Source organism: Ornithinimicrobium humiphilum (genome assembly GCF_006716885.1).
GTDB classification, from domain to species: Bacteria; Actinomycetota; Actinomycetes; order Actinomycetales; family Dermatophilaceae; genus Ornithinicoccus; species Ornithinicoccus humiphilus.
This window is the reverse complement of sequence record NZ_VFPU01000001.1, coordinates 454,426-474,371: the sequence shown is the minus strand read 5'-3', so window position 1 is coordinate 474,371 and position 19,946 is coordinate 454,426. Positions and strand designations below refer to the sequence as shown.

The 19,946-nt window shown below is 74.4% G+C and carries 18 protein-coding genes; 5 read left to right on the top strand and 13 right to left on the bottom strand.

Annotated features, from left to right (window positions below):
• Positions 1-6: 6 nt before the first annotated feature.
• The 3 genes from hrpB to FB476_RS02105 form a co-directional block, all read right to left on the bottom strand.
• The gene (gene hrpB / locus FB476_RS02115; RefSeq protein WP_141817318.1) at positions 7-2,604 is read right to left on the bottom strand and encodes an ATP-dependent helicase HrpB; all 2,598 of its coding nucleotides are present in this window, start codon (positions 2,602-2,604) and stop codon (positions 7-9) included.
• Between the two features lie 28 nt (positions 2,605-2,632).
• Positions 2,633-3,679, bottom strand: coding sequence for a lipid II:glycine glycyltransferase FemX (locus tag FB476_RS02110; RefSeq protein WP_141817317.1), 1,047 nt, complete (start codon positions 3,677-3,679; stop codon positions 2,633-2,635).
• Between the two features lie 84 nt (positions 3,680-3,763).
• Positions 3,764-6,325, bottom strand: a complete 2,562-nt coding sequence (locus FB476_RS02105; RefSeq protein WP_141817316.1) for an ATP-dependent Clp protease ATP-binding subunit — start codon at positions 6,323-6,325, stop codon at positions 3,764-3,766.
• A 275-nt stretch (positions 6,326-6,600) separates the two neighbouring features.
• Here FB476_RS02105 and FB476_RS02100 point away from each other — a divergent pair, with 275 nt between their 5' ends.
• A complete protein-coding gene (locus tag FB476_RS02100; RefSeq protein ID WP_141817315.1) occupies positions 6,601-7,245 on the top strand; it encodes a hypothetical protein in 645 nt (214 codons plus the stop codon).
• A gap of 29 nt (positions 7,246-7,274) precedes the next feature.
• Here the strand turns inward: FB476_RS02100 and ku are convergent, their stop codons facing one another.
• Positions 7,275-8,258: a non-homologous end joining protein Ku gene (ku, locus tag FB476_RS02095; RefSeq protein WP_141817314.1), complete on the bottom strand. Its 984-nt coding sequence runs from the start codon at positions 8,256-8,258 to the stop codon at positions 7,275-7,277.
• Between the two features lie 17 nt (positions 8,259-8,275).
• On the opposite strand from ku, the gene FB476_RS02090 reads away from it, so the two are divergent.
• Both FB476_RS02090 and ligD read left to right on the top strand, forming a co-directional pair.
• Entirely contained in the window at positions 8,276-9,256 is a 981-nt protein-coding gene (locus tag FB476_RS02090; protein WP_141817313.1) for an ATP-dependent DNA ligase, read from the top strand.
• 11 nt (positions 9,257-9,267) lie between these two features.
• Positions 9,268-10,101: a non-homologous end-joining DNA ligase gene (gene ligD / locus FB476_RS02085; protein ID WP_238329513.1), complete on the top strand. Its 834-nt coding sequence runs from the start codon at positions 9,268-9,270 to the stop codon at positions 10,099-10,101.
• Positions 10,102-10,161: 60 nt separating this feature from the next.
• Here ligD and FB476_RS02080 read toward each other — a convergent pair whose 3' ends face one another.
• The 5 genes from FB476_RS02080 to FB476_RS02060 form a co-directional block, all read right to left on the bottom strand.
• Positions 10,162-10,512 carry a histone-like nucleoid-structuring protein Lsr2 gene (locus tag FB476_RS02080; RefSeq protein WP_141817311.1) on the bottom strand — a complete coding sequence of 117 codons (351 nt, stop codon included), beginning with the start codon at positions 10,510-10,512 and terminating at the stop codon, positions 10,162-10,164.
• 190 nt (positions 10,513-10,702) lie between these two features.
• Positions 10,703-10,933: a hypothetical protein gene (locus FB476_RS02075; RefSeq protein ID WP_238329512.1), complete on the bottom strand. Its 231-nt coding sequence runs from the start codon at positions 10,931-10,933 to the stop codon at positions 10,703-10,705.
• Positions 10,933-12,462: a lysine--tRNA ligase gene (gene lysS / locus FB476_RS02070; RefSeq protein WP_141817310.1), complete on the bottom strand. Its 1,530-nt coding sequence runs from the start codon at positions 12,460-12,462 to the stop codon at positions 10,933-10,935. The genes FB476_RS02075 and lysS overlap by 1 nt, the downstream gene beginning before the upstream one ends.
• Before the next feature lie 103 nt (positions 12,463-12,565).
• Positions 12,566-13,087: a methylated-DNA--[protein]-cysteine S-methyltransferase gene (locus FB476_RS02065; RefSeq protein ID WP_141817309.1), complete on the bottom strand. Its 522-nt coding sequence runs from the start codon at positions 13,085-13,087 to the stop codon at positions 12,566-12,568.
• Positions 13,084-14,709 carry a DNA-3-methyladenine glycosylase 2 family protein gene (locus tag FB476_RS02060; RefSeq protein ID WP_272949386.1) on the bottom strand — a complete coding sequence of 542 codons (1,626 nt, stop codon included), beginning with the start codon at positions 14,707-14,709 and terminating at the stop codon, positions 13,084-13,086. The genes FB476_RS02065 and FB476_RS02060 overlap by 4 nt, the downstream gene beginning before the upstream one ends.
• Before the next feature lie 58 nt (positions 14,710-14,767).
• Between FB476_RS02060 and FB476_RS02055 the strand changes: the two genes are divergently transcribed.
• Both FB476_RS02055 and FB476_RS02050 read left to right on the top strand, forming a co-directional pair.
• Entirely contained in the window at positions 14,768-15,775 is a 1,008-nt protein-coding gene (locus tag FB476_RS02055) for an SAM-dependent methyltransferase (RefSeq protein WP_238329511.1), read from the top strand.
• A gap of 10 nt (positions 15,776-15,785) precedes the next feature.
• Complete coding sequence (locus FB476_RS02050; RefSeq protein ID WP_238329510.1) at positions 15,786-16,958, top strand: NADH-quinone oxidoreductase subunit D; 1,173 nt, start codon at positions 15,786-15,788, stop codon at positions 16,956-16,958.
• On the opposite strand, the gene FB476_RS02045 is transcribed toward FB476_RS02050, so the two are convergent.
• The 4 genes from FB476_RS02045 to folP are packed head-to-tail and all read right to left on the bottom strand — an operon-like array spanning position 16,959 to position 19,945.
• The gene (locus FB476_RS02045) at positions 16,959-17,639 is read right to left on the bottom strand and encodes a class I SAM-dependent methyltransferase (RefSeq protein WP_141817307.1); all 681 of its coding nucleotides are present in this window, start codon (positions 17,637-17,639) and stop codon (positions 16,959-16,961) included.
• Positions 17,640-17,658: 19 nt separating this feature from the next.
• Positions 17,659-18,168 carry a DUF3180 domain-containing protein gene (locus tag FB476_RS02040; RefSeq protein ID WP_141817306.1) on the bottom strand — a complete coding sequence of 170 codons (510 nt, stop codon included), beginning with the start codon at positions 18,166-18,168 and terminating at the stop codon, positions 17,659-17,661.
• A complete protein-coding gene (gene folB, locus FB476_RS02035; protein WP_141817305.1) occupies positions 18,165-19,055 on the bottom strand; it encodes a dihydroneopterin aldolase in 891 nt (296 codons plus the stop codon). The genes FB476_RS02040 and folB overlap by 4 nt, the downstream gene beginning before the upstream one ends.
• Positions 19,055-19,945 (bottom strand): dihydropteroate synthase, encoded by an 891-nt coding sequence (gene folP / locus FB476_RS02030; protein ID WP_475483643.1) that lies wholly within the window; start codon positions 19,943-19,945, stop codon positions 19,055-19,057. Before folP ends, folB begins: the two co-directional genes overlap by 1 nt.
• Position 19,946: the final 1 nt, after the last annotated feature.

Below are 19,946 nucleotides of genomic sequence, written 5' to 3'. Positions count from 1 at the left end.
CCCCGGTCAGGCGCGCCGGTTGGTGCGCGCGGTCGCCGGGGCGGTCCACGGGTCCTCGGGCCACGGGTGCCTCGGGTAGCGGCCGCGCATCTCGGCCCGCACCTGGGCGTAGGGGCCTGACCAGAAGGACGCCAGGTCGTCGGTCACCGCGAGGGGGCGGCGGGCCGGGCTGAGCAGGTGGAAGAGCACCGGCACGCGCCCGTCGACGAGCCGGGGCGTCTCGGCGAGCCCGAAGCACTCCTGGAGCTTGACCGGCACCACGGGCCGGGCGTCCGGATCGTCGTGGGGCGGGTAGTCGACCTGCACCCGCGACCCGCTGGGCACGGGGAGCCGCTCCGGCACCAGCTCGTCGAGGCGGACGGCCTCGGGCCAGGGCAGCAGCCGGCGGAGGGCCGGGGCGACGTCCAGCCGGTCCACGGGGGTCCCGGAGGCCAGGGCCCGCAGCTCGGGCCCGAGCCACTCCTCGGCCCGGGAGGCCAGGGCGGCGTCGGAGACGTCGGGCCACGGGTCGCCGAGCACCCGGTGCAGCAGGGCCAGGCGTCGCCGCAGCAGGTCGGGGGCGCCCGACCAGGGCAGGAGGCCGGTCCCCTCCCGGGCGAGGGCCTGCGCGACGGCACGCGCACCGGCCTCCGGCGAGGGACGCACGGGTGTGGCCGACAGCTCGATGGCTCCGACGGCGTCGACCTCGCGCGCCACGACCCGGCCGCCGGAGAAGGTCGCCCGCACCTCGCGGGTCCGCAGCGACGCGGTCGCGATCTCGACCGCGTCGTCGTCGAGCGCCGCGGCCAGCCGCACCACGGCGCCGGTGCCGGCGGCGGCACGGCCCTCGGCGCGCGTGACGTCGGCCACGGCGATCCAGCGGGCGGAGCGCAGCGGGCTGCCCGGCGGCAGCGCGGCCCTCGTCCCGGACGCGAGCAGCCAGGTGTCCCCGTCGCGGCGGGCGACGCGGGAGGGGTGGGCCAGGGCGGTGACGAGGCCGGCCACGGAGGACGCCGACACCGGGATGTGCCGGCCCGGCACGTGGGCCTCCGCACCGCTCCTGCGGCCCCCGGTGTCGTCGCGGGTGCCCGTGCCCCCGCCGTCGCCGGCCACCAGACGCTCCAGGCGGCGGACCTCCGAGCGCCACCGCTCCGCGCCCGGAACCCGCCCGGCCCGCAACCCGGCGAGCAGGCCGGCGAGGTCGCCGTCCGGGGCGCGGTGGTCGCCGGCGAGCGCCGCGACCACCTCGGCCGCGGCACGGGCGCCGACGAGCGGGGCGCCCGCCAGCAGGGCGCGAGCCTCCCGGGGGTCGGCGGGGACCGCGGCCACCCGCACGCCGAGGTGGGTGATGCGTCCGTCGTCGTCGACCAGGCCCAGGTCGTGCAACGCCGTCTCGGCCGCACGGACCGCCGCGGGCGGCGGCGCGGTGAGGAGCGCCATACCCTCCCCGCGGGGCGAGCCCCAGGCCGCGAGCGTGAGCAGGGCACCCGCGAGGTCGGCCGAGGTGATCTCCGCGGGGGCGTGCTGCGGGGCACCCGCCCAGGCCGCCTCGTCGAGCAGGCGGACGACGGTGCCCGGCCCGGTGCGCGCCGCGCGGCCCGCCCGCTGCGTCATCGCCGCCCGCGACGCCTGCACCGTGACCAGCCCGGACATGTCGCGGCGCAGGTCGCGCCGAGGCTCGCGCGACAGCCCGGCGTCGACGACGAGACGGACCCCGGGGACCGTCAGCGAGGACTCCGCGAGCGAGGTCGAGACGACGACCCGGGGCGGATCGCCGGGGCCGCGGCCGGAGACGGCGCGCTCCTGGGTGCGCAGGTCGAGGCGCCCGTGCAGGGGCAGCACCTCGGTGCCGGGCGCCAGCCGCGCCAGCTGCTCGACGACGCGGTCGACCTCGCGGGCGCCCGGCAGGAAGACGAGGGCGTCGGCGGAGCGGTCGGCGGCGAGCGCCTCGGCGTGGTGGGCGGCCGTGGTCCGGGCGGCGTGGGCGAGCAGCTCGTCGGTCACCCCGCGGGCGTCCAGCCGCGGGCCGGCGGACGGCGCCCAGACCACCTCGAGGGGGTGGTGGGCGGCGGTGTGCTCGACCAGCGGGGCGGGGCCGTCCTCGCCACCCAGGACCTCGGTGAGCGCGGGCACGTCGAGGGTCGCCGACATCGCGACGAGGACCAGGTCGGGGCGCAGCGCCCTCGCCTCGCCCAGCATGCCGACGAGCAGGTCGGTGTCGAGACCACGCTCGTGCACCTCGTCGAGCACCACGGCACCGGTCCCGGCCAGCTCGGGGTCGGCGAGCAGGCGCCGGACGAGCACGCCGGCGGTCACGAACTCCACCCGCGTCCTCGGGCTGACGTGCCGCTCGCCGCGGACCGTGCTCCCGACGAGGTCGCCGACCCGGGTGCCGGCCAGCGACGCCAACCGGCGGGCCGCCGCCTGCACGACGACGCGACGGGGGGCTGTGACCACCACCCGGCCCTCGACCAGGTCCGCGACCAGCGGCGGCACGAGGGTGGTCTTGCCGGTGCCCGGGGCCGCCTGCACGACGGCGGTCCCACGCTCCTCCAGCCGGCGCCGGAGCTCGGGGAGGGCGTCGGCGAAGGGCAGTCCGGCGCCGATCCGGGCGAGGTCGAGCATGCGCGCGCGAGCCTGCTGGGGCGTCCGCTCAGTAGAAGAGCGGGTTGGCCTTCGCGGTCAGCCGGCGGTAGACCGGCATGCCGACGCGGTCCCAGGCCCGGAAGACGCGCGGCCGCAGCACGAGCTGGACCGTGCCGACCTGGTCGACGATCGGGGCGAAGGCGGTCTTGAACTGCACGAGCGGGTGGAGCTTGTGCGATTCGTCCTCGGCGGCCCAGCTCGGCGGGGCGCCGTACATGTCGTAGGTGGTGGCGCCGTGCTCCTTGCACCAGCGCATCGCCTCCCACTGGACGCGGTACTGCAGGCCGTTGCTGTCGCGGGTGCGCAGCGAGCCGCCGTCCTTGTAGTAGCCGAGCTCTCCCCGGTGGATGATGAACGCGCCGGCCTCGACGCCGCCGCCCTCGCGTGGGCGGGCCAGCACGAAGTGGCCCTGGCCGGCGTCGACGTAGCGGCGCCAGATGCCCTGGTGGTACTCCTTCGAACGGCGCTCGACACCGGCGCGCTCCATGGTCTCGGCGTAGAGGCCCCACATGGTCTCGAAGGCCTCGTCGTCGGTGCGGTGCTCGACCACGGCGTCGGCGGTCTTGCGGATGTGCCGGCGGGCGCGCTGGCGGAAGGAGGCGAAGATCTCGTCCTCCTCCGGCCGCAGGTCGACCAGCACCGTGTGCTGGCCCTGCTGGAGGTCGGGGTGGTCGCGCAGACCCGGCACCGAGGCGAGCAGCTGCTCGCGATCCTCCGGCCCCTGGGCGGGCACCGACGGCTCGAGCACGATCGCGAAGGCGCGGCCGTCGGCCCGCAGGTCCTCCATGCACGCCCGGGCGTGGTCGGCGTCGGCCACGCGGGGGCCCATCGGGCAGTACCAGAGCTCCCCGAAGGGCGGCACCTTCCGGTAGAGGTAGAGCGCGTAGACCGGAGGACGACCCTCGTGCTCGTGGACGAGGTGGCGGGCCCGCCAGACCGGCGCCTTGATGTCGGCGTAGGACTGCAGCTGGTAGAGCTCCGGGCCGCCCGGGTTGCCCCACACCAGGTCGTCCCAGGCGGAGCGTTCGTCAGGGGTGGCCTCGCGCAGCGTCATACCCGAACCCTAACCGCCGAGAGGGCGCCCACCGAGATCGGTGGGCGCCCTCTGGTCGGGTGCGCTCGGTGGCGCGGGCCGGGATCAGCCGGCCTGCTCGCCGCCCTCCTGCGTGCCGGTGCCGGCGACGCCGGCCTCGGCGATCGGCAGGGTGTCGGGCACCTCGGACGGCTTGGGCTGGCCGCGGAAGGTGAACACCTTGTCGCCGGTCCGGCCCTGGCCGCCGGTGTCCTCCACGTCCACGAGGATGATCTGGCCCGGGCCGATCTCGCCGAAGAGGATCTTCTCGGAGAGCTGGTCCTCGATCTCGCGCTGGATCGCGCGGCGCAGCGGTCGGGCGCCCAGCACGGGGTCGTAGCCCCGCTTGGCGAGGAGCTCCTTGGCCGCGGGCGTGAGCTCGATGGCCATGTCCTTGTCCTTGAGGCGCTCGTCCAGGCGGGCGACCATCAGGTCGACGATCTGGACGATCTCGTCCTGGGACAGCTGCGGGAAGACGATGACGTCGTCCACGCGGTTGAGGAACTCGGGGCGGAAGTGCTGCTTGAGCTCGTCCTGCACCTTGTTCTTCATGCGCTCGTAGCTGCTCTGGGTGTCCGGCCCGGCCGAGAAGCCGAGCGAGACGCCCTTGGAGATGTCCCGGGTGCCCAGGTTGGTCGTCATGATGATGACGGTGTTCTTGAAGTCCACGACCCGACCCTGGGAGTCGGTCAGGCGACCGTCCTCCAGGATCTGCAGCAGGCTGTTGAAGATGTCGGGGTGGGCCTTCTCGACCTCGTCGAAGAGCACGACCGAGAACGGCTTGCGCCGCACCTTCTCGGTCAGCTGGCCGCCCTCCTCGTAGCCGACGTAGCCGGGGGGCGAGCCGAACATCCGCGAGACGGTGTGCTTCTCGGAGAACTCGGACATGTCGAGCGTGATGAGCGCGTCCTCGTCGCCGAAGAGGAACTCCGCGAGCGTCTTGGCCAGCTCGGTCTTGCCGACGCCCGTGGGGCCGGCGAAGATGAACGAGCCGCCCGGACGACGCGGGTCCTTGAGGCCGGCGCGGGTGCGACGGATCGCCTGGGACAGCGCCGAGATGGCGTCGTCCATGCCGATGATCCGCTTGTGCAGCTCGTCCTCCATGTGGAGCAGCCGCTGGGACTCCTCCTCGGTGAGCTTGAAGACCGGGATGCCGGTCGCCGCGGCCAGGACCTCGGCGATCAGCTCGTCGTCCACCTCGGCGACGACGTCCATGTCACCGTTCTTCCACTCCTTCTCCCGCTCGGCGCGCGCCTGGGTGAGCTTGTGCTCCTCGTCGCGCAGCCGGGCCGCCTTCTCGAAGTCCTGCGCGTCGATCGCGGACTCCTTCTCGCGCTTGGCGTGCGCGATCTTCTCGTCGAACTCGCGCAGGTCCGGCGGAGCCGTCATCCGGCGGATGCGCAGTCGCGCGCCCGCCTCGTCGATGAGGTCGATCGCCTTGTCCGGGAGGAAGCGGTCGTTGATGTAGCGGTCGGCCATCGTCGCCGCGGCCACGAGGGCCCCGTCGGTGATGGACACCCGGTGGTGGGCCTCGTAGCGGTCGCGCAGGCCCTTGAGGATCTCGATCGCGTGGGCGAGCGTGGGCTCGTTGACCTGGATCGGCTGGAAGCGGCGCTCGAGCGCGGCGTCCTTCTCGATGTGCTTGCGGTACTCGTCGAGGGTCGTCGCACCGATCGTCTGCAGCTCGCCACGGGCCAGCATCGGCTTGAGGATGCTCGCCGCGTCGATCGCGCCCTCGGCGGCACCCGCCCCGACGAGGGTGTGGATCTCGTCGATGAACAGGATGATGTCGCCGCGGGTGCGGATCTCCTTGAGGACCTTCTTCAGGCGCTCCTCGAAGTCACCGCGGTAGCGGCTGCCGGCGACCAGCGCGCCGAGGTCGAGGGTGTAGAGCTGCTTGTCCTTGAGCGTCTCGGGGACCTCGCCGCGGACGATGTCCTGGGCCAGGCCCTCGACGACGGCGGTCTTGCCGACGCCGGGCTCGCCGATCAGCACGGGGTTGTTCTTGGTGCGGCGGGACAGCACCTGCATGACCCGCTCGATCTCCTTCTCGCGCCCGATGACCGGGTCGAGCTTGCCCTCGCGGGCGGCCTGGGTCAGGTTGCGGCCGAACTGGTCGAGCACCAGCGAGCCGGCCTGCTGGCCCTCGGTGGCGCTGGGACCGACGCCGGCGGCGGCGGTCTCCTTGCCCTGGTAGCCCGAGAGCAGCTGGATGACCTGCTGGCGGACCCGGTTGAGGTCGGCGCCCAGCTTGACCAGCACCTGGGCCGCCACGCCCTCGCCCTCACGGATGAGGCCGAGGAGCAGGTGCTCGGTGCCGATGTAGTTGTGGCCCAACTGCAGCCCCTCGCGCAGCGAGAGCTCGAGGACCTTCTTCGCTCGCGGGGTGAAGGGGATGTGGCCGGTCGGCGACTGCTGGCCCTGGCCGATGATCTCCTGGACCTGCTCGCGCACGGCGTCCAGCGAGATCCCCAGGGACTCCAGCGCCTTCGCGGCGACGCCCTCGCCCTCGTGGATGAGGCCGAGCAGGAGGTGCTCGGTCCCGATGTAGTTGTGGTTGAGCAGGCGCGCCTCTTCCTGGGCGAGCACCACCACCCGCCTTGCGCGGTCGGTGAACCGTTCGAACATCGTCACTCCTTGACTTCCGTCGTGGCACGCGGTCGGTGGGCCTGCACGTCCGTGCCCACGTGCGCGCGGGCGTACATCCACTCTACGGTGCGTCTGAGAGGGCCAACGCGCCCGAGCGCCCCCGGTGTTCCGCTCCGGAGACGTGTTCGCCCCCGGCATAACGACCCCCGCGCGCGGGGGTCGTGTGCTAGCCGGCGCGACCGACCCGCGGGCCGGTCGCCTGCCGGGCGGCGCCGTCTAGGAGTTCTCCAGCAAGCGCACCTACCATTCCCGCCATGCGCACCCGCACCCTGACCGTCCCGGCCCTGATCGCCGGGCTGGCACTCTCCCTGAGCGCCTGCACCTCCGAGTCGGCCGACCCCGTGCCCGGCGACGACGCCGCGGCCTCGACGCCGGACGACGGGCTGGAGGGCGAGGAGGGCAACAACGGCTGGATGTGCCAGTACGTCAGCCCCACCGCCGTCGAGCTCGCGAACGGTGGCGAGCCCGAGACCCCACGCTCCCTCGTGACCGAGGACGACGAGGACACCTGGACCTGCGACGTCCTCGTCGGCGGCAAGGGCGCCCAGGAGCCGGTGATCCGGCTCGGCATCCACCTCGGCGAGGAGGCCCGCGACGAGGCCCGCGCCCGCGCCGAGGCGGCCGAGGGCGTCGAGCCCGGGCCCGATCACCTCGGGGTCTCCTTCGTCTCCCCGGGCCTGGTCACCGGCCTGACCATGTGCACCGCCCCGAACGCGACGACGGCCAACGACAAGATCCCCTACTCGCTGGTCATCGAGTCCCTCGGCGAGACGGACGCCGAGACGACCGAGCACCTGCAGCGGGCCCTGACCGAGACCGCCAAGGGCCTGGACGGCAGCGTCGGCTGCAGCCCGCGCATGGCCGTCTCCGAGGACGCCGGAGCCACCTCCGCCCCCTGACCGGGGAACGGCCGGGCGACGACGGCCGGTCAGCCGGCCTTCTTCGCCGTCCGGCTCGAGGCGGTCTTCTTCGCGGCCGTCTTCTTGGCGGCGGTCTTGCTCGCCGCCTTCTTCGCCGTGCCCTTCGAGCCCGAGGACGTCGACGAGCTCTTCGACGACCCCGAGCTCTTCGCGGTGCTCTTCTTCGGGTCGTCGGCGTCCTCGGCGTCGTCGTCGGTCTTCTCGCCGCGGCCCTTCTTCGCCCGGTCGACCGAGCGCTGGAGGGCCGCCAGCAGGTCGACGACCTCGCCGGAGTCGGCCTCCTCCTCGGACTCGGGGGCCTCGGTGACGTCGCCGCCCTCGATCTTGCTCTGCACCAGCGCGTCGAGGGCTTCCTTGAAGTCGTCCACGTGGCCCTCCGGCTCGAAGTCGCCGGCCATCGACTCCACGAGCATCTTGGCCATGGAGATCTCGGCCTTCTTGGGCTCGCTCACCTGGTCGAGGTTGTCCAGGCGGGAGGCGTCGCGCACCTCGTCGGGCCACAGGAGGGTCTGCAGGACGATGACGTCGTCGACGACGCGCAGCACGGCCATGGTCATGCGGGTGCGCAGCGAGACCGTGACCACGGCGACGCGCTCGGACTCGCGCAGCGCCTCGCGGAGCAGGCCGTAGGCCTTGGCACCCATGGCGTCGGGCTCCACGAAGTAGGCCTTGTCGTAGAGGATCGGGTCGATCTGGTCGACCGGGACGAAGCGCTCGACCTCGATCTCCTTGCTGGAGCGGTTGGGCAGGCTGGCCAGGTCCTCGTCGGTGAGGACCACGGTCTTGCCGTCCTCGGTCTCGTAGGCCTTGGCGATCTCCTTGTAGGGGACCTCCTCGCCGTCGGCCTGCGCGACACGCTTGTAGCGGATCCGGCTGCCGTCGCTGGCCCGCACCTGGTGCAGGCTGACGTCGTGGTTCTCGGTCGCGGAGTAGAGCCGGACCGGCACGTTGACCAGCCCGAACGACACCGCGCCCTTCCAGATCGCTCGCATTGGACAAGGATGGACCCATGCGCCCCATGCTCGCCACCCACGGCGACCCGAGGTCCGGCCCGCCGGTCGGTCCCGCGTGGGCGCACGAGATCAAGTGGGACGGCATCCGGCTGCTGGCCGACGTCGTCGACGGCCGGCTCCGGCTGCTCACGCGCAGCGGGCGCGACATCGCGGTGGCGCTCCCCGAGCTGCGGGCCCTCGCGGACCTCGGCGCGGACGTGCTGCTGGACGGCGAGGCCGTCGCCATGGTCGGCGGCCGCCCGTCCTTCTCGCACGTCGTCGACCGGGTCCACACCGCCTCGGCCGCCGCGGCGGAGCGGCTCGCGCGCACCCGGCCCGTGACCTACCTGGCCTTCGACCTGCTGCGTCTGGACGGCCTCGACCTGACGGGGCTGCCCTGGTCGGCCCGGCGGGCCGCGCTCGAGGACCTCGTCGACGGGGTCCCGGGGGTGCAGGTCTCCCCCGTCTACGAGGACGGCCGCGGGCTGCTGGCGGCGACCGCCGACCAGGGCCTGGAGGGCGTGGTCAGCAAACGGCGCTCGGCCCCCTACGCACCGGGCGTCCGCAGCGGCGACTGGCTGAAGTTCCCGCACCGCGACGTCCGCAGCGTGGTCGTCGGCGGCTGGCGGCCCCAGGCCGGGTCCGGCTCGCGACTGGGCGCGGTGCACGTCGGCGTCCCCGTGGACGACGGGAGCGGGCGCCCCCTGGTCGACGGCTCGGGCCGGCTGGTGCTGGCCTACCGCGGGCGGGTGGGCAGCGGGCTGGCCGGGCGGGCCGGCGTTGCGCTGCTGGAGCGTCTCGAGGCCCTGCCGGTCGTCCCCTACCCGTTCACCACCGACATCCCCCGCCCGGAGGCGGCCGGCTCCACGTGGGTCGAGCCGCGGGTCGTCCTCGACGTCGCCGCGCTCGGCGTCACCGCGGACGGCCGCCTGCGCCAGCCCTCCTACCAGGGCGTGCGGCCCGACCTGACCCCCGAGGACCTCCTGGAGGACGTGTGAGCAGCCAGTCCGTGAGCGTCGCCGGACGCACCCTGAAGGTGAGCAACCTGGACAAGGTGCTCTATCCTGCGACAGGCACGACGAAGGGTGAGGTGCTCAACTACTACGTCACCCACGCCGACCAGATCCTGCCCGAGCTGCGCGACCGACCGGTGACCCGTATCCGCTTTCCCGAGGGTGTCGCCGCCAATTCCTTCTTCGAGAAGAACCTTCCTCCCGGCGCCCCGTCGTGGCTGCCACGGGTGACGGTTCCCACGCCCGGCTCTTCGCGCGGCCGGGACACCCTCACCTTTCCGTTGGTCCCCGATCTCGCGGCCCTCGTCTACCTCGTCAACCTCGGCAGCCTGGAATTGCACGTGCCGCAGTGGCGCGTGGACGACGACGGAAATCCGCTGCCGCCCGACCGCCTGGTCGTCGACCTCGATCCCGGCCCCGGAGCGGGCCTGGAGGAATGTGCCCGGGTGGCGCTGCTGGTGCGCGAGCGGCTGGCCGCCGTGGGGCTGGAGACCCGCCCGGTCACCAGCGGCAGCAAGGGTATGCAGCTCTACGCGCCGCTCGAGGGCATCCGCACCTCCGACGAGGTGAGCGCCGTGGCGAAGTCGCTGGCCGAGCGGCTCGAGGAGGATCATCCCTCCCTGATCACCTCGCGCATGACCAAGGCGCTGCGGCCGGGCAAGATCTTCCTCGACTGGAGCCAGAACAACGCCGCCAAGACCACGATCTGCCCGTGGTCGCTGCGCGGCCGGGAGCGGCCGCAGGTCGCGCTGCCGCGCACCTGGGACGAGGTCGAGGCGGCCGCGGAGGGCGAGGAGCCCCTCACCCAGCGCACGATCGACGAGGTCTGAGCGCACGACGGGCCGGCCCCGAAGGACCGGCCCGTCGTGCGCGCCCCGGAGGGCGGGAGATCAGTGCGCGGCGGCGTAGGCGTCGCGCAGCTCCTGCGAGACGCGACCGCGGGAGCTCACCTTGAAGCCGTTGGCACGGCCCCACTCGCGGATCTGGGCCAGCTCGTCCGAGCGACCGGCGCCGCCGCCGTTCGAGGACGACGACCCACCGCTGCGGCGGCGGGTCTGGCGGCGACCACCGGAGCGGCGGGCCTCGGCGATCCACGGCGCAAGGGTCTCGCGCAGCTTGGTGGCGTTCTCGTCGTTCAGGTCGATTTCATAGCTGACGCCGTCGAGCGCGAACTCCACGGTCTCGCTGGCCTCGCCACCGGTCATGTCATCCTCAAGGATGACCTGAACACGCTGAACCATGCATGCCTCCAGATTGTTTGTCCCGTACACGACCCTCTAGGTAAATGGTTCGTGCTACGGAACAGGAAACCATACTCGGCGGAGGAATGCACAACTCTGCGGGGATTCACTCTTCGAGAAACGATTCGTGATCCGGAGGAATGCCTTCAGAGCATTCTCAGGAATTCCTGCACCGTCCTGCACGCGCGGGTCAGACGCGGTCGTCGTCCGCGGCGCCGGAACCCGTCGCGGACGTGCCGCGGTCGGCCGCGGCGGCGCGCTCGGCGGCGTCCTGCTCGGCCTCCCAGCGGCGGATCGCGGCGCGCTCGCGCCGGTCGCCCTCGATGAGGTGCTTGAGGATCACCCAGAAGAGGAAGAGCAGGCCGATCGAGGGGATCAGCGCCGCCAGGATCATCCAGCCCTCGTGGAGCAGGTCACCCATCACGCCTCCGGCTTGAGGAAGGGGAAGAGGATCGTCTCGCGGATGCCGGTGCCCGTCAGCAGCATGAGCAGCCGGTCCAGCCCGAGACCGAGACCGCCCATCGGGGGCGCGGCATACTCGAGCGCCCGCAGGAAGTCCTCGTCGACGACCATCGCCTCCGGGTCACCACCGGCCGCGAGCAGCGACTGCTCGACGAGGCGGGCGCGCTGGATCTCGGGGTCGATGAGCTCGCTGAAGGCCGTGCCGCGCTCGACGCCGGCGATGATGAGGTCCCAGGCCTCGACGAGGCCCTCGGTCTCGCGGTGGGTGCGGGCGAGCGGCTGGGCGATCTCGGGGTAGTCGCACACGTAGGTCGGCTGGAGCAGCGTCGGCTCGACGACGTCGCCGAAGATCTCCATCGCGATCTTGCCGGCGTTCCACTCCGGCTTGACCGGCACGCCGTGCGCCTCCGCCAGCTCGACGAGCTCCTCGCGCGAGGTGGTGACGTCGACCGTCCGGCCGACGGCACGGGAGAGGCCCTCGTAGAAGGGCAGCCAGACCCACTCGCCGTCCAGGTCGACGGTGCCCATCGGCGTCTCGACCTGGCGGCTCCCGACGGCGTCGGCGGCCGCCAGGATCAGGCGCCTGATGAGCTCGGCCATCGTGTACTGGTCGCCGTAGGCCTGGTAGGCCTCGACCATCGTGAACTCGGGGCTGTGCGAGGAGTCGATGCCCTCGTTGCGGAAGATGCGCCCGATCTCGTAGACCCGCTCGACGCCGCCCACGACCGCGCGCTTGAGGTGCAGCTCGAGCGCGATGCGCAGCGTCATCGGCAGGTCGAAGGCGTTGAGGTGGGTCCTGAACGGCCGGGCCGCGGCGCCGCCGTGGACGGTCTGCAGGACGGGCGTCTCGATCTCGACGTAGCCGTCCGCCTCGAGCACCGAGCGCAGCGCGCGGGTGACCGCGGCGCGGTCGAGGACCATCTGCCGCGCCGCGTCACGGACCACGAGATCGACGTAGCGCTGGCGGACACGCTGCTCCTCGGACATCTCCTTGTGGAGGACGGGCAGCGGCCGCAGCGCCTTGGACGCCATCGCCCAGGAGTCGGCCATGACGGACAGCTCGCCGCGGCGGGAGCAGATCACGCGGCCGTGCACGAAGACGTGGTCGCCCAGGTCCACCCAGGCCTTCCAGCGCGCGAGCGCCTCCTCGCCCACCTCGGCGAGGGAGAGCATCGCCTGCAGGCGGGTGCCATCACCGGCCTGCAGCGTGGCGAAGCAGAGCTTGCCGGTGTTGCGGACGAAGACCACGCGGCCGGCGACGCCGACGACGTCCTGGGTCTCCTCGCCCGTCTCCAGCGAGCCCCACCGCTCGCGGACCTCGGCGAGGGTGTGGGTGATCGGGACGGTGACCGGATAGGGGTCGACCCCGGCGGCCAGCATCGCCTCGCGCTTGGCGCGCCGCACCCGGACCTGCTCGGGCAGGTCGGTGTCGGGGGCGTCGCCCGCCCCGGGGTCCGCGGCGGCAGCGTTCTGGGGGGTCTGGCTCACCCCGACAGGGTATCCGCCGGGGCCGCGGCCGCCCGAACCGGCGGTCGGGGCACCGACCCGCCCCCGGCCGGGGACGGGTCGTGCCCCCTCGGCCCGTCCCCGCTCAGAACAGCGCGGCGCCGGCCGTGCGCCGCTCGAGGTCGAGCAGCTGCTGCTTGCGCTCGACGCCGCCGCCGTAGCCGGTGATGGCGCCGGTCGAGCCGACCACGCGGTGGCAGGGCACGACGATCGAGACGGGATTGCGACCGTTGGCCAGACCCACGGCGCGGGAGGCGCCCGGGCTGCCGAGCTCGGCGGCCAGCTGGCCGTAGGAGCGGGTCTGCCCGTAGGGGATCTCCCGCAGCCTGGCCCAGACGCGGTGCTGGAAGTCCGTGCCGGTGGCCGCCACGGGCAGGTCGAAGTCGGTGCGCGTGCCGGCGAAGTACTCCTCCAGCTGCTGCGCGGTCTCGACGAGCACGGCGGGCGCGTCCTGGCGGTCCACGGCGCGCCCGACGTCGCCGGGGGCGTGCCGGTGCTCGGCGAAGTAGAGCCCCACCAGGGCGGTGCCGTCGGTGACCAGCGTGAGCGGGCCGACGGGCGAGTCGACGACGAGGTGCTCCAGGGCGGAGCGGGTGGCGGTGGTCATGAGGCCTCCTGGGGTCGGAGCGGTGCGGGGGCGGGCGGCCGGGGGCGGCCGGTGGCGTGGTGCGGGTCGGGCGGGGGCAGCCGGGCGGCAGGATGGTCGAGCGAGGACCACAGCAGCTGGACGGCGTAGGAGCGCCACGGCCGCCAGGCCTCCGCCCGGCGTTCCAGGGCTCGTGGGGCGTCGTCGAGACCGACGGCGCGGGCCGCGGCCCGGAGCCCGACGTCGCCGACCGGCAGGGCGTCGGGATCGCCCAGACCGCGGAGGGCGACGATCTCGGCGGTCCACGGCCCGATGCCGGGCAGCGCCAGCAGGCCGGCGCGGGCGGTCGACCAGGAGGCGCCCGGCGAGAGGTCGAGGTCGCCCGTGGCCAGGGCGAGGGCCAGGGCCCGCAGCGCGCCGCGCCGGGCGCCCGGCATCCCGGGGTAGGCCGCGTCCGGCGCCCCGGCCAGGGCCTCCGGCGTCGGGAAGAGCGAGGTGGGACCGCCGGGATCGACGAGCCCCGCGGGCAGCGGCTCCCCCAGCGCGGCGACCAGCGCGGCCGCCAGGGCTCCGGCCCGGACGGTCGAGACCTGCTGCCCCAGGACGGCGCGGAGCGCCAGCTCTCCGGCGTCGACGCTGCCCGGGAGCCGCACGCCCGGCGTGCGCGCGACGAGGGGTCGCAGGGCGGGGTCGAGCGCGAGGTGCTCGTCGACGGCCTGCGGGTCGGCGTCGAGGTCGAGCAGGCGGCGGCAGCGGTCGATGGCGGCCGAGAGGTCGCGCACGTCCAGCAGCCGCAGCACGACGGGGACGTGCCGGTCGTCAGGGCGGGGCGGGCCGAGCCGGACGACGGCGGGCCCGTGCGGCAGGCGGAGCGCGCGCTCGAGGCCGTCGTCCCGCCAGACCTCCACGCCGGGCGCCCGGGTGGCCGCGAGATGACCGAAGAGGCCGGCGGCCGACAGCGGAGGGCGGAAGGGCAGGCGCAGGTGCAGCAGGGCGGGGTGGGCACCACCGCCGACCGTCCCGCCCGACCGGCCGGGCAGGGACGGCGGGGTCCCGTCGCGCCGCCGTGCGGCCGTCCGCAGCTCGCGGGGCGTGGTGGCGTAGACCGCGCGGACCGTGTCGTTGAAGGAGCGGATGCTCGAGAAGCCGGCGGCGAAGGCGACGTCGGCCATGCTCAGGTCGGTCCCCTCGACCAGGAGGCGGGCCGTCTGCGCGCGCTGGGCCCGGGCGAGGGCGAGCGGCCCGGCGCCGAGCTCGGCGGCCACCAGCCGCTCGACCTGTCGCACCGAGTAGCCCAGCCGCGAGGCCAGGCCCGCGACGCCCTCCCGGTCGACGACGCCGTCGGCGACCAGCCGCACGGCCCGGGCTGCGACGTCGCCGCGGGTGCGCCACTCCGGCGAGCCCGGTGTCGCGTCGGGCCGGCAGCGCTTGCAGGCCCGGAAGCCCGCCCCCTGCGCCGCGGCGGCGGAGGGGTAGAAGCGCATGTTGACCACCTTCGGGGTGATCGCCGGGCAGCTGGGCCGGCAGTAGATGCCGGTCGACAGCACGCCCGTGACGAACCACCCGTCGAAGCGGGAGTCCTTGCTCCGCACGGCGGCGGCGCAACGGTCGTGGTCGAGGTGCACCCCTCCATGCTGCGGCACGACCCCGTCCTGGTCTAGCAAGAATGCGACATCACGACCCATGGGCCAGAATCGGCACGTGGGTCCCGAGCCAAGCAGCGACGACGTCCCCCGGCCCTGGCCGGGCGCCTGGCACGACGCGCTCTACGGCTCCGGCGGCTTCTACCGCTCGGCGCCTCCGGCCCGGCACTTCGCCACCTCGGCCCAGGGCATCCCCGGCGGCGGCGAGGTGCTCGCGGCCGCCGTGGCCGAGCTCGCCCACCGGCACGGCTGCACCCGCGTGGTGGACGTCGGGGCGGGCGGGGGCGAGCTGCTCGCGGCGGTGCACGAGATCGATCCCGAGCTCGCGCTCGTCGGCGTCGACGTCGTCGACCGGGCTCCGCCCGGCACGGGTATGCCGTGGCTCGTCTCCCCCGGCGGCGCCGCCCTCCCCGACGGGCTGGCCGGGCCGGGCCGCACGCTCGCCGTCGGCCACGAGTGGCTCGACGTCGTGCCCTGCCCGGTGGTCGAGCGCGACGCGTCGGGGAGCTGGCGCGAGGTCCTGGTCCGCCGCGACGGCGTCGAGGTCCTCGGGCCCGCCGTCGCGGGCGACGACCTCGGCTGGCTGGAGCGCTGGGTGCCCGAGGACGTCGCCCGCGCCGAGGTCGGGCTGCCGCGCGACCGGGCCGCCGCCGACCTGCTGGCCCGCCTCGGCGACGGCGTGCTGCTGCTCGTCGACTACGGGCACGAGCGGGAGGCCCGCCCTCCCGGCGGCAGCCTCACCGGCTATCGCGACGGGCGGCAGGTCGCCCCGGTCCCCGACGGCTCCTGCGACGTCACCGCGCACGTCGCCCTCGACAGCCTGGTCGACGGCCTGCGCGGGGAGGGCCGACGGGTGGAGCTCACCAGCCAGCGGGACGCGCTGGCCGACCTGCTGCCCGGGGCCGACGCGCCGGTGCCGCACGAGCTCGCGCGGAGCCGGCCCACGGCATACCTGCGGGCGCTGGCGCGTCGTGCCGCCCTGGGCGCGCTCAGCGCCCCCGGCGGGCTGGGCGACTTCGGGTGGGTCACCGTCGTGGTGCCGCCGCCCGGCGGGGCCGCTCAGTAGGGTGGGCCGGGTGAGCACCCGCGACCTCGACGTGTCCCTCGGAGCCGGCTCGGGCGTCAGCGGCCTGAGCACGACCGAGATGGTGCTCAACATCGGGCCGCAGCACCCGGCCACGCACGGCGTGCTGCGGCTGCGCATCACGGTGGACGGCGAGCAGATCGTGCGGGCCGAGCCGGTCATCGGCTACATGCACCGCGGGGCGGAGAAGCTCTTCGAGGCGCGCGACTACCGGCAGATCCTCGTGCTCTCCAACCGGCACGACTGGCTCTCCGCCTTCAGCAACGAGGTCGGTGCAGCGCTGGTCGTCGAGCAGATGCTCGGCATGGAGGTGCCCGAGCGCGCCACCTGGACGCGCACCCTGCTCAGCGAGCTCAACCGGGTGCTCAACCACCTGATGTTCCTCGGCTCCTACCCGCTGGAGCTGGGCGCGATCACGCCGATGTTCTACTCCTTCCGCGAGCGCGAGGAGCTGCAGGCCGTGATGGAGGAGTTCTCCGGCGGTCGCATGCACTACATGTGCACGCGGGTCGGGGGTCTGCTGCACGACCTGCCCGACGGCTGGCTCGACCGCGTGGACGCCGCCGTGGAGAAGGTCCGCTCCCGGATGCCGGAGCTGGAGTCGCTGCTGCTGGGCAACGAGATCGTCGAGGCCCGCACCCGCGGGGTCGGGGTGCTCGACGTCGAGCGGGTGCTGGCCCACGGCGTCACCGGTCCGATCGCCCGGGCGTCGGGGCTCGACCTCGACCTGCGGCGCGACGAGCCCTACCTGGCCTACGGCGAGCTCTTCGCCGAGGGCGGTCCGGGCCGGGTCGTGACCCGCGAGGCCGGCGACTGCCACGCCCGCCTCGAGGTGCTGGCCGAGCAGGTGCACGTCTCGCTCGACCTCGCCCGCTCCTGCACCGAGCGGCTGCGCGAGATCGGCCCCGGGCCCTACGACACCAAGCTGCCCAAGGTCCTCAAGGTGCCCGAGGGCGACGCCTACCTGCACACCGAGAACCCCCTCGGCCACAACGGCTACTTCCTGGTCAGCCGCGGCGACAAGGCCCCGCACCGGCTCAAGCTGCGCTCGGCGTCCTTCAACAACGTCCAGGTGCTCCGGGAGATGCTGCCCGGCACGGTGGTCGCCGACATGGTGGCGATCCTGGGGTCGATGTTCTTCGTCGTCGGCGACATCGACCGCTAGCTAGCGGCGCAGCACGCTCACGCAGAAGTCGGCGTCCGGGCCCCAGGGCCGCAGGTCCCAGGTGGCGAAGCGGTGCTCGAGGGTCAGCCCGGCCGACGGCGCGGCCGCGTCGAGGTCCTCCGGGGAGAAGCCACGACCCACGCGGCAGCCGATCACGACGACGCCGTCGCGGCGCACGTGCGCGGCGATCCGCCGCACGGCCTCGGCCTGGTGCTCGGCCGGGACGAAGTCGAGGACGTTGCCGGCGACCAGCGCGCCGTCGAAGGGCTCCGGCTGCCCGAGTGCCGGCAGGTCGAGGGTGACGAGGTCGGCGACCAGCCAGGTCGCCCCGGGGTGGTCCTCGGCCGCCGCGGCCACCAGCTCGGGGTCGATGTCGACGCCGACGACCGTGTGGCCCAGCCGGGCGAGGTGGCCGCCGTGGCGTCCCGGCCCGCAGCCCGCGTCGAGCAGCCGGGCGCCGCGCGGCACGAGCGCGTCGACGAGACGGGCCTCGCCGTGCAGGTCCTGGCCGGAGCGGGCCATGTCGCGGAAGCGCTCGACGTACCAGCGCGAGTGCTCGGGGTCGTCCAGCCCCGGCCACAGGGTGGTGGGCGTCGTCGACGGGACCGGGTCCACCGGCGCCCGACGGCCCTCCGTGGTGCTGCGTCCCTGCTGCTCCCGGTCCTCGCCCTGGCTGCTCATGCCGCCAGGGTAGGCGAGCTCAGCCGTAGGCGAGGTCGCCGTCGGGCACGGCCCCGTCGTCGTCGTCACCGTGCTCGGTCGGGGGTATGCGGCACCACGCCTGGCCGACGAAGCCGCTCGCCGAGAGCGCGAGGGCGACGACCGCGTGGGCCAGCCCCCAGAGCAGCTGGGTCCGCTCGCCGGGCACGTCGGCGTTGGGCAGGTGGGCGAGCGCGTTGGCGGTGTACCAGCCGACGAGGGCCGCGCCGCCGAGCGCGGCCGCCTGGGCACCGACGAGGGTGCTGCGCGCCCGTTGGGGGCTCGGGCGCGGCCGCGAGGGGTCGGCGCCACGGACGTAGCGCCGGACCTGCCAGCTCAGCACCAGCACCAGCACGATGACCGCCACGAGCGGCACCAGGCCGAGCCAGGAGATGACGGGATAGGAGCCGCCCGCGGCCCGCACGAGGGTGAGCAGCAGCCAGCTGGCCATGCCCGAGAGCAGCGCGAGGATGACGGCCGAGGAGATGCGGATGCCCTGGGCAGGGGTCATGCCGGACCCCCCAGCGGGTGGACGTCCTGGTCGGCGACGGTCGGCAGGAGGTCCGCGACCGGGAGCACCCGGTCCCCCACGCGGAGGCGGGCCCGCGGGTCGATGTCGTGCCACGGCACGAGCACGAAGCCGCGCTCGTGGGCGCGGGGGTGCGGGAGCACCAGCGCGGGGTCGGTGCTCGTCACGTCCGTGCCGGCGGCGGGGTCGCCGTACTGCACGAGGTCGAGGTCGAGGGTCCGCGCGCCCCAGCGCACCTCGCGGGTGCGGCCGAAGTCGGCCTCGACCCGGTGCAGAGCGGCCAGCAGGGCGGCGGGCGTGAGACGCGTGCGGGCGACGGCGACGGCGTTGACGTAGTCGGGCTGCTCCGGGCCACCGACGGGGGCGGTGCCGAAGAGGGCGGACAGCCGGACCGCGCGCAGCCCCCGCACCCGGTGCAGCCGCCGGGCCGCCGAGCGCACGGTCGCGGCGGGGTCGGCCCCGTCCACGCCCTCGAGGTTGGCGCCCAGGGCGATCACGACCGGCACGTCGCGCTCGCGACGCACGACCACCTCGACGTCGCCGAAGGGCACGCCGACGGGGGCCTGCGGCTTGTGGACCGTCACCTCGACGGCCTCGACGAGCGGGCGGGCCAGGGTCCGGGCGGCGATCTCCTCGGCGACGGTCTCGATGAGGTCGTGGGGCGGACCGGTGACGACCGCGACGACGTCGGCCGCGACCTCGGCGTAGTTGACGGTGCGGGCGAGGTCGTCGCTCTCCCCCGCCGCGCGCAGGTCGACCGACATGGTCACGTCGACGACGAAGTCCTGGCCGACGCGGCGCTCGTGCTCGAGGACGCCGTGGTGGCCGTAGGCGCGCACCCCGGTGAGCCGGATCAGGTCGCCTCGCATCAGGACCGGTCCTTCCTGGCGGCCCGTCGGTCGTGGGCCTCGGTGGTGAGCTGCCAGACCGACAGCGCGTCGCGGGTGGGACCGACCTCGTGCACGCGGACGGCGGCGGCTCCGGCCCGGGCGGCGAGCAGGCTCGTCGCGGCGGTGGCGGCGTCGCGGGCGGTGGGCTCGGTCGGTGCGGCGTCGTCCGCGATGTGCGCGCCCGGACGGGAGGGCAGGCGGCCCAGGAAGCGCTTGCGGGAGGTGCCGACGAGGACCGGCAGGCCCAGGGCGATCACCTCGTCCAGCCCGGAGAGCAGCTCCCAGTTGTGCCCGGCGTCCTTGGAGAAGCCGAAGCCGGGATCGAGGATCAGCTGGCCGGGGTCGACGCGCTGGTCGACCAGGGTGTCGACGCGCTCCTGCAGCTCCCGGCACACCTCCTCGACCACGTCGTCGTAGACGGGGCGCTCGGCGGGGTCGGTGAGCAGCCCGCGCCAGTGCATGACGACGAAGGGCGTCCCGGTGGCGGCGACCAGCCCGGGCATCGCCGGGTCGGCGAGGCCGCCGGAGACGTCGTTGACGATCGCGGCACCGGCCTCGAGGGCCTCGGCCGCGACGGTCGCGCGCATGGTGTCGACCGACACGACGTGCCCGTCCGCGGCCAGGGCCCGCACGACGGGCAGCACGCGCGCCCTCTCCTCCTCCTCGGAGGGGCGGGCGCTGCCCGGTCGGGTGGACTCGCCCCCGACGTCGAGCCAGTCGGCGCCCTCGGCGGCGAGCTCGCGACCGTGCGCCACGGCGGCCTCCGGGTCGAGCCAGCGACCGCCGTCGCTGAAGGAGTCGGGTGTCACGTTGACCACACCCATGATCCGGGTGCGGCCCGGGAGGAGGAGGTCGGTGACCGGTCGCACG

Coding starts and splice junctions, on each gene's coding strand:
- FB476_RS02040 (WP_141817306.1), bottom strand. CDS start 18,168: ATGACCCCTGCCCAGGGCATCCGCATCTCCTCGGCCGTCATCCTCGCG.
- FB476_RS02110 (WP_141817317.1), bottom strand. CDS start 3,679: ATGACGCTGCGCGAGGCCACCCCTGACGAACGCTCCGCCTGGGACGAC.
- folB (WP_141817305.1), bottom strand. CDS start 19,055: ATGCGAGGCGACCTGATCCGGCTCACCGGGGTGCGCGCCTACGGCCAC.
- FB476_RS02075 (WP_238329512.1), bottom strand. CDS start 10,933: ATGGGTGACCTGCTCCACGAGGGCTGGATGATCCTGGCGGCGCTGATC.
- FB476_RS02100 (WP_141817315.1), top strand. CDS start 6,601: ATGCGCACCCGCACCCTGACCGTCCCGGCCCTGATCGCCGGGCTGGCA.
- hrpB (WP_141817318.1), bottom strand. CDS start 2,604: ATGCTCGACCTCGCCCGGATCGGCGCCGGACTGCCCTTCGCCGACGCC.
- ku (WP_141817314.1), bottom strand. CDS start 8,258: ATGCGAGCGATCTGGAAGGGCGCGGTGTCGTTCGGGCTGGTCAACGTG.
- FB476_RS02065 (WP_141817309.1), bottom strand. CDS start 13,087: ATGACCACCGCCACCCGCTCCGCCCTGGAGCACCTCGTCGTCGACTCG.
- FB476_RS02105 (WP_141817316.1), bottom strand. CDS start 6,325: ATGTTCGAACGGTTCACCGACCGCGCAAGGCGGGTGGTGGTGCTCGCC.
- FB476_RS02090 (WP_141817313.1), top strand. CDS start 8,276: ATGCGCCCCATGCTCGCCACCCACGGCGACCCGAGGTCCGGCCCGCCG.
- FB476_RS02080 (WP_141817311.1), bottom strand. CDS start 10,512: ATGGTTCAGCGTGTTCAGGTCATCCTTGAGGATGACATGACCGGTGGC.
- FB476_RS02045 (WP_141817307.1), bottom strand. CDS start 17,639: ATGAGCAGCCAGGGCGAGGACCGGGAGCAGCAGGGACGCAGCACCACG.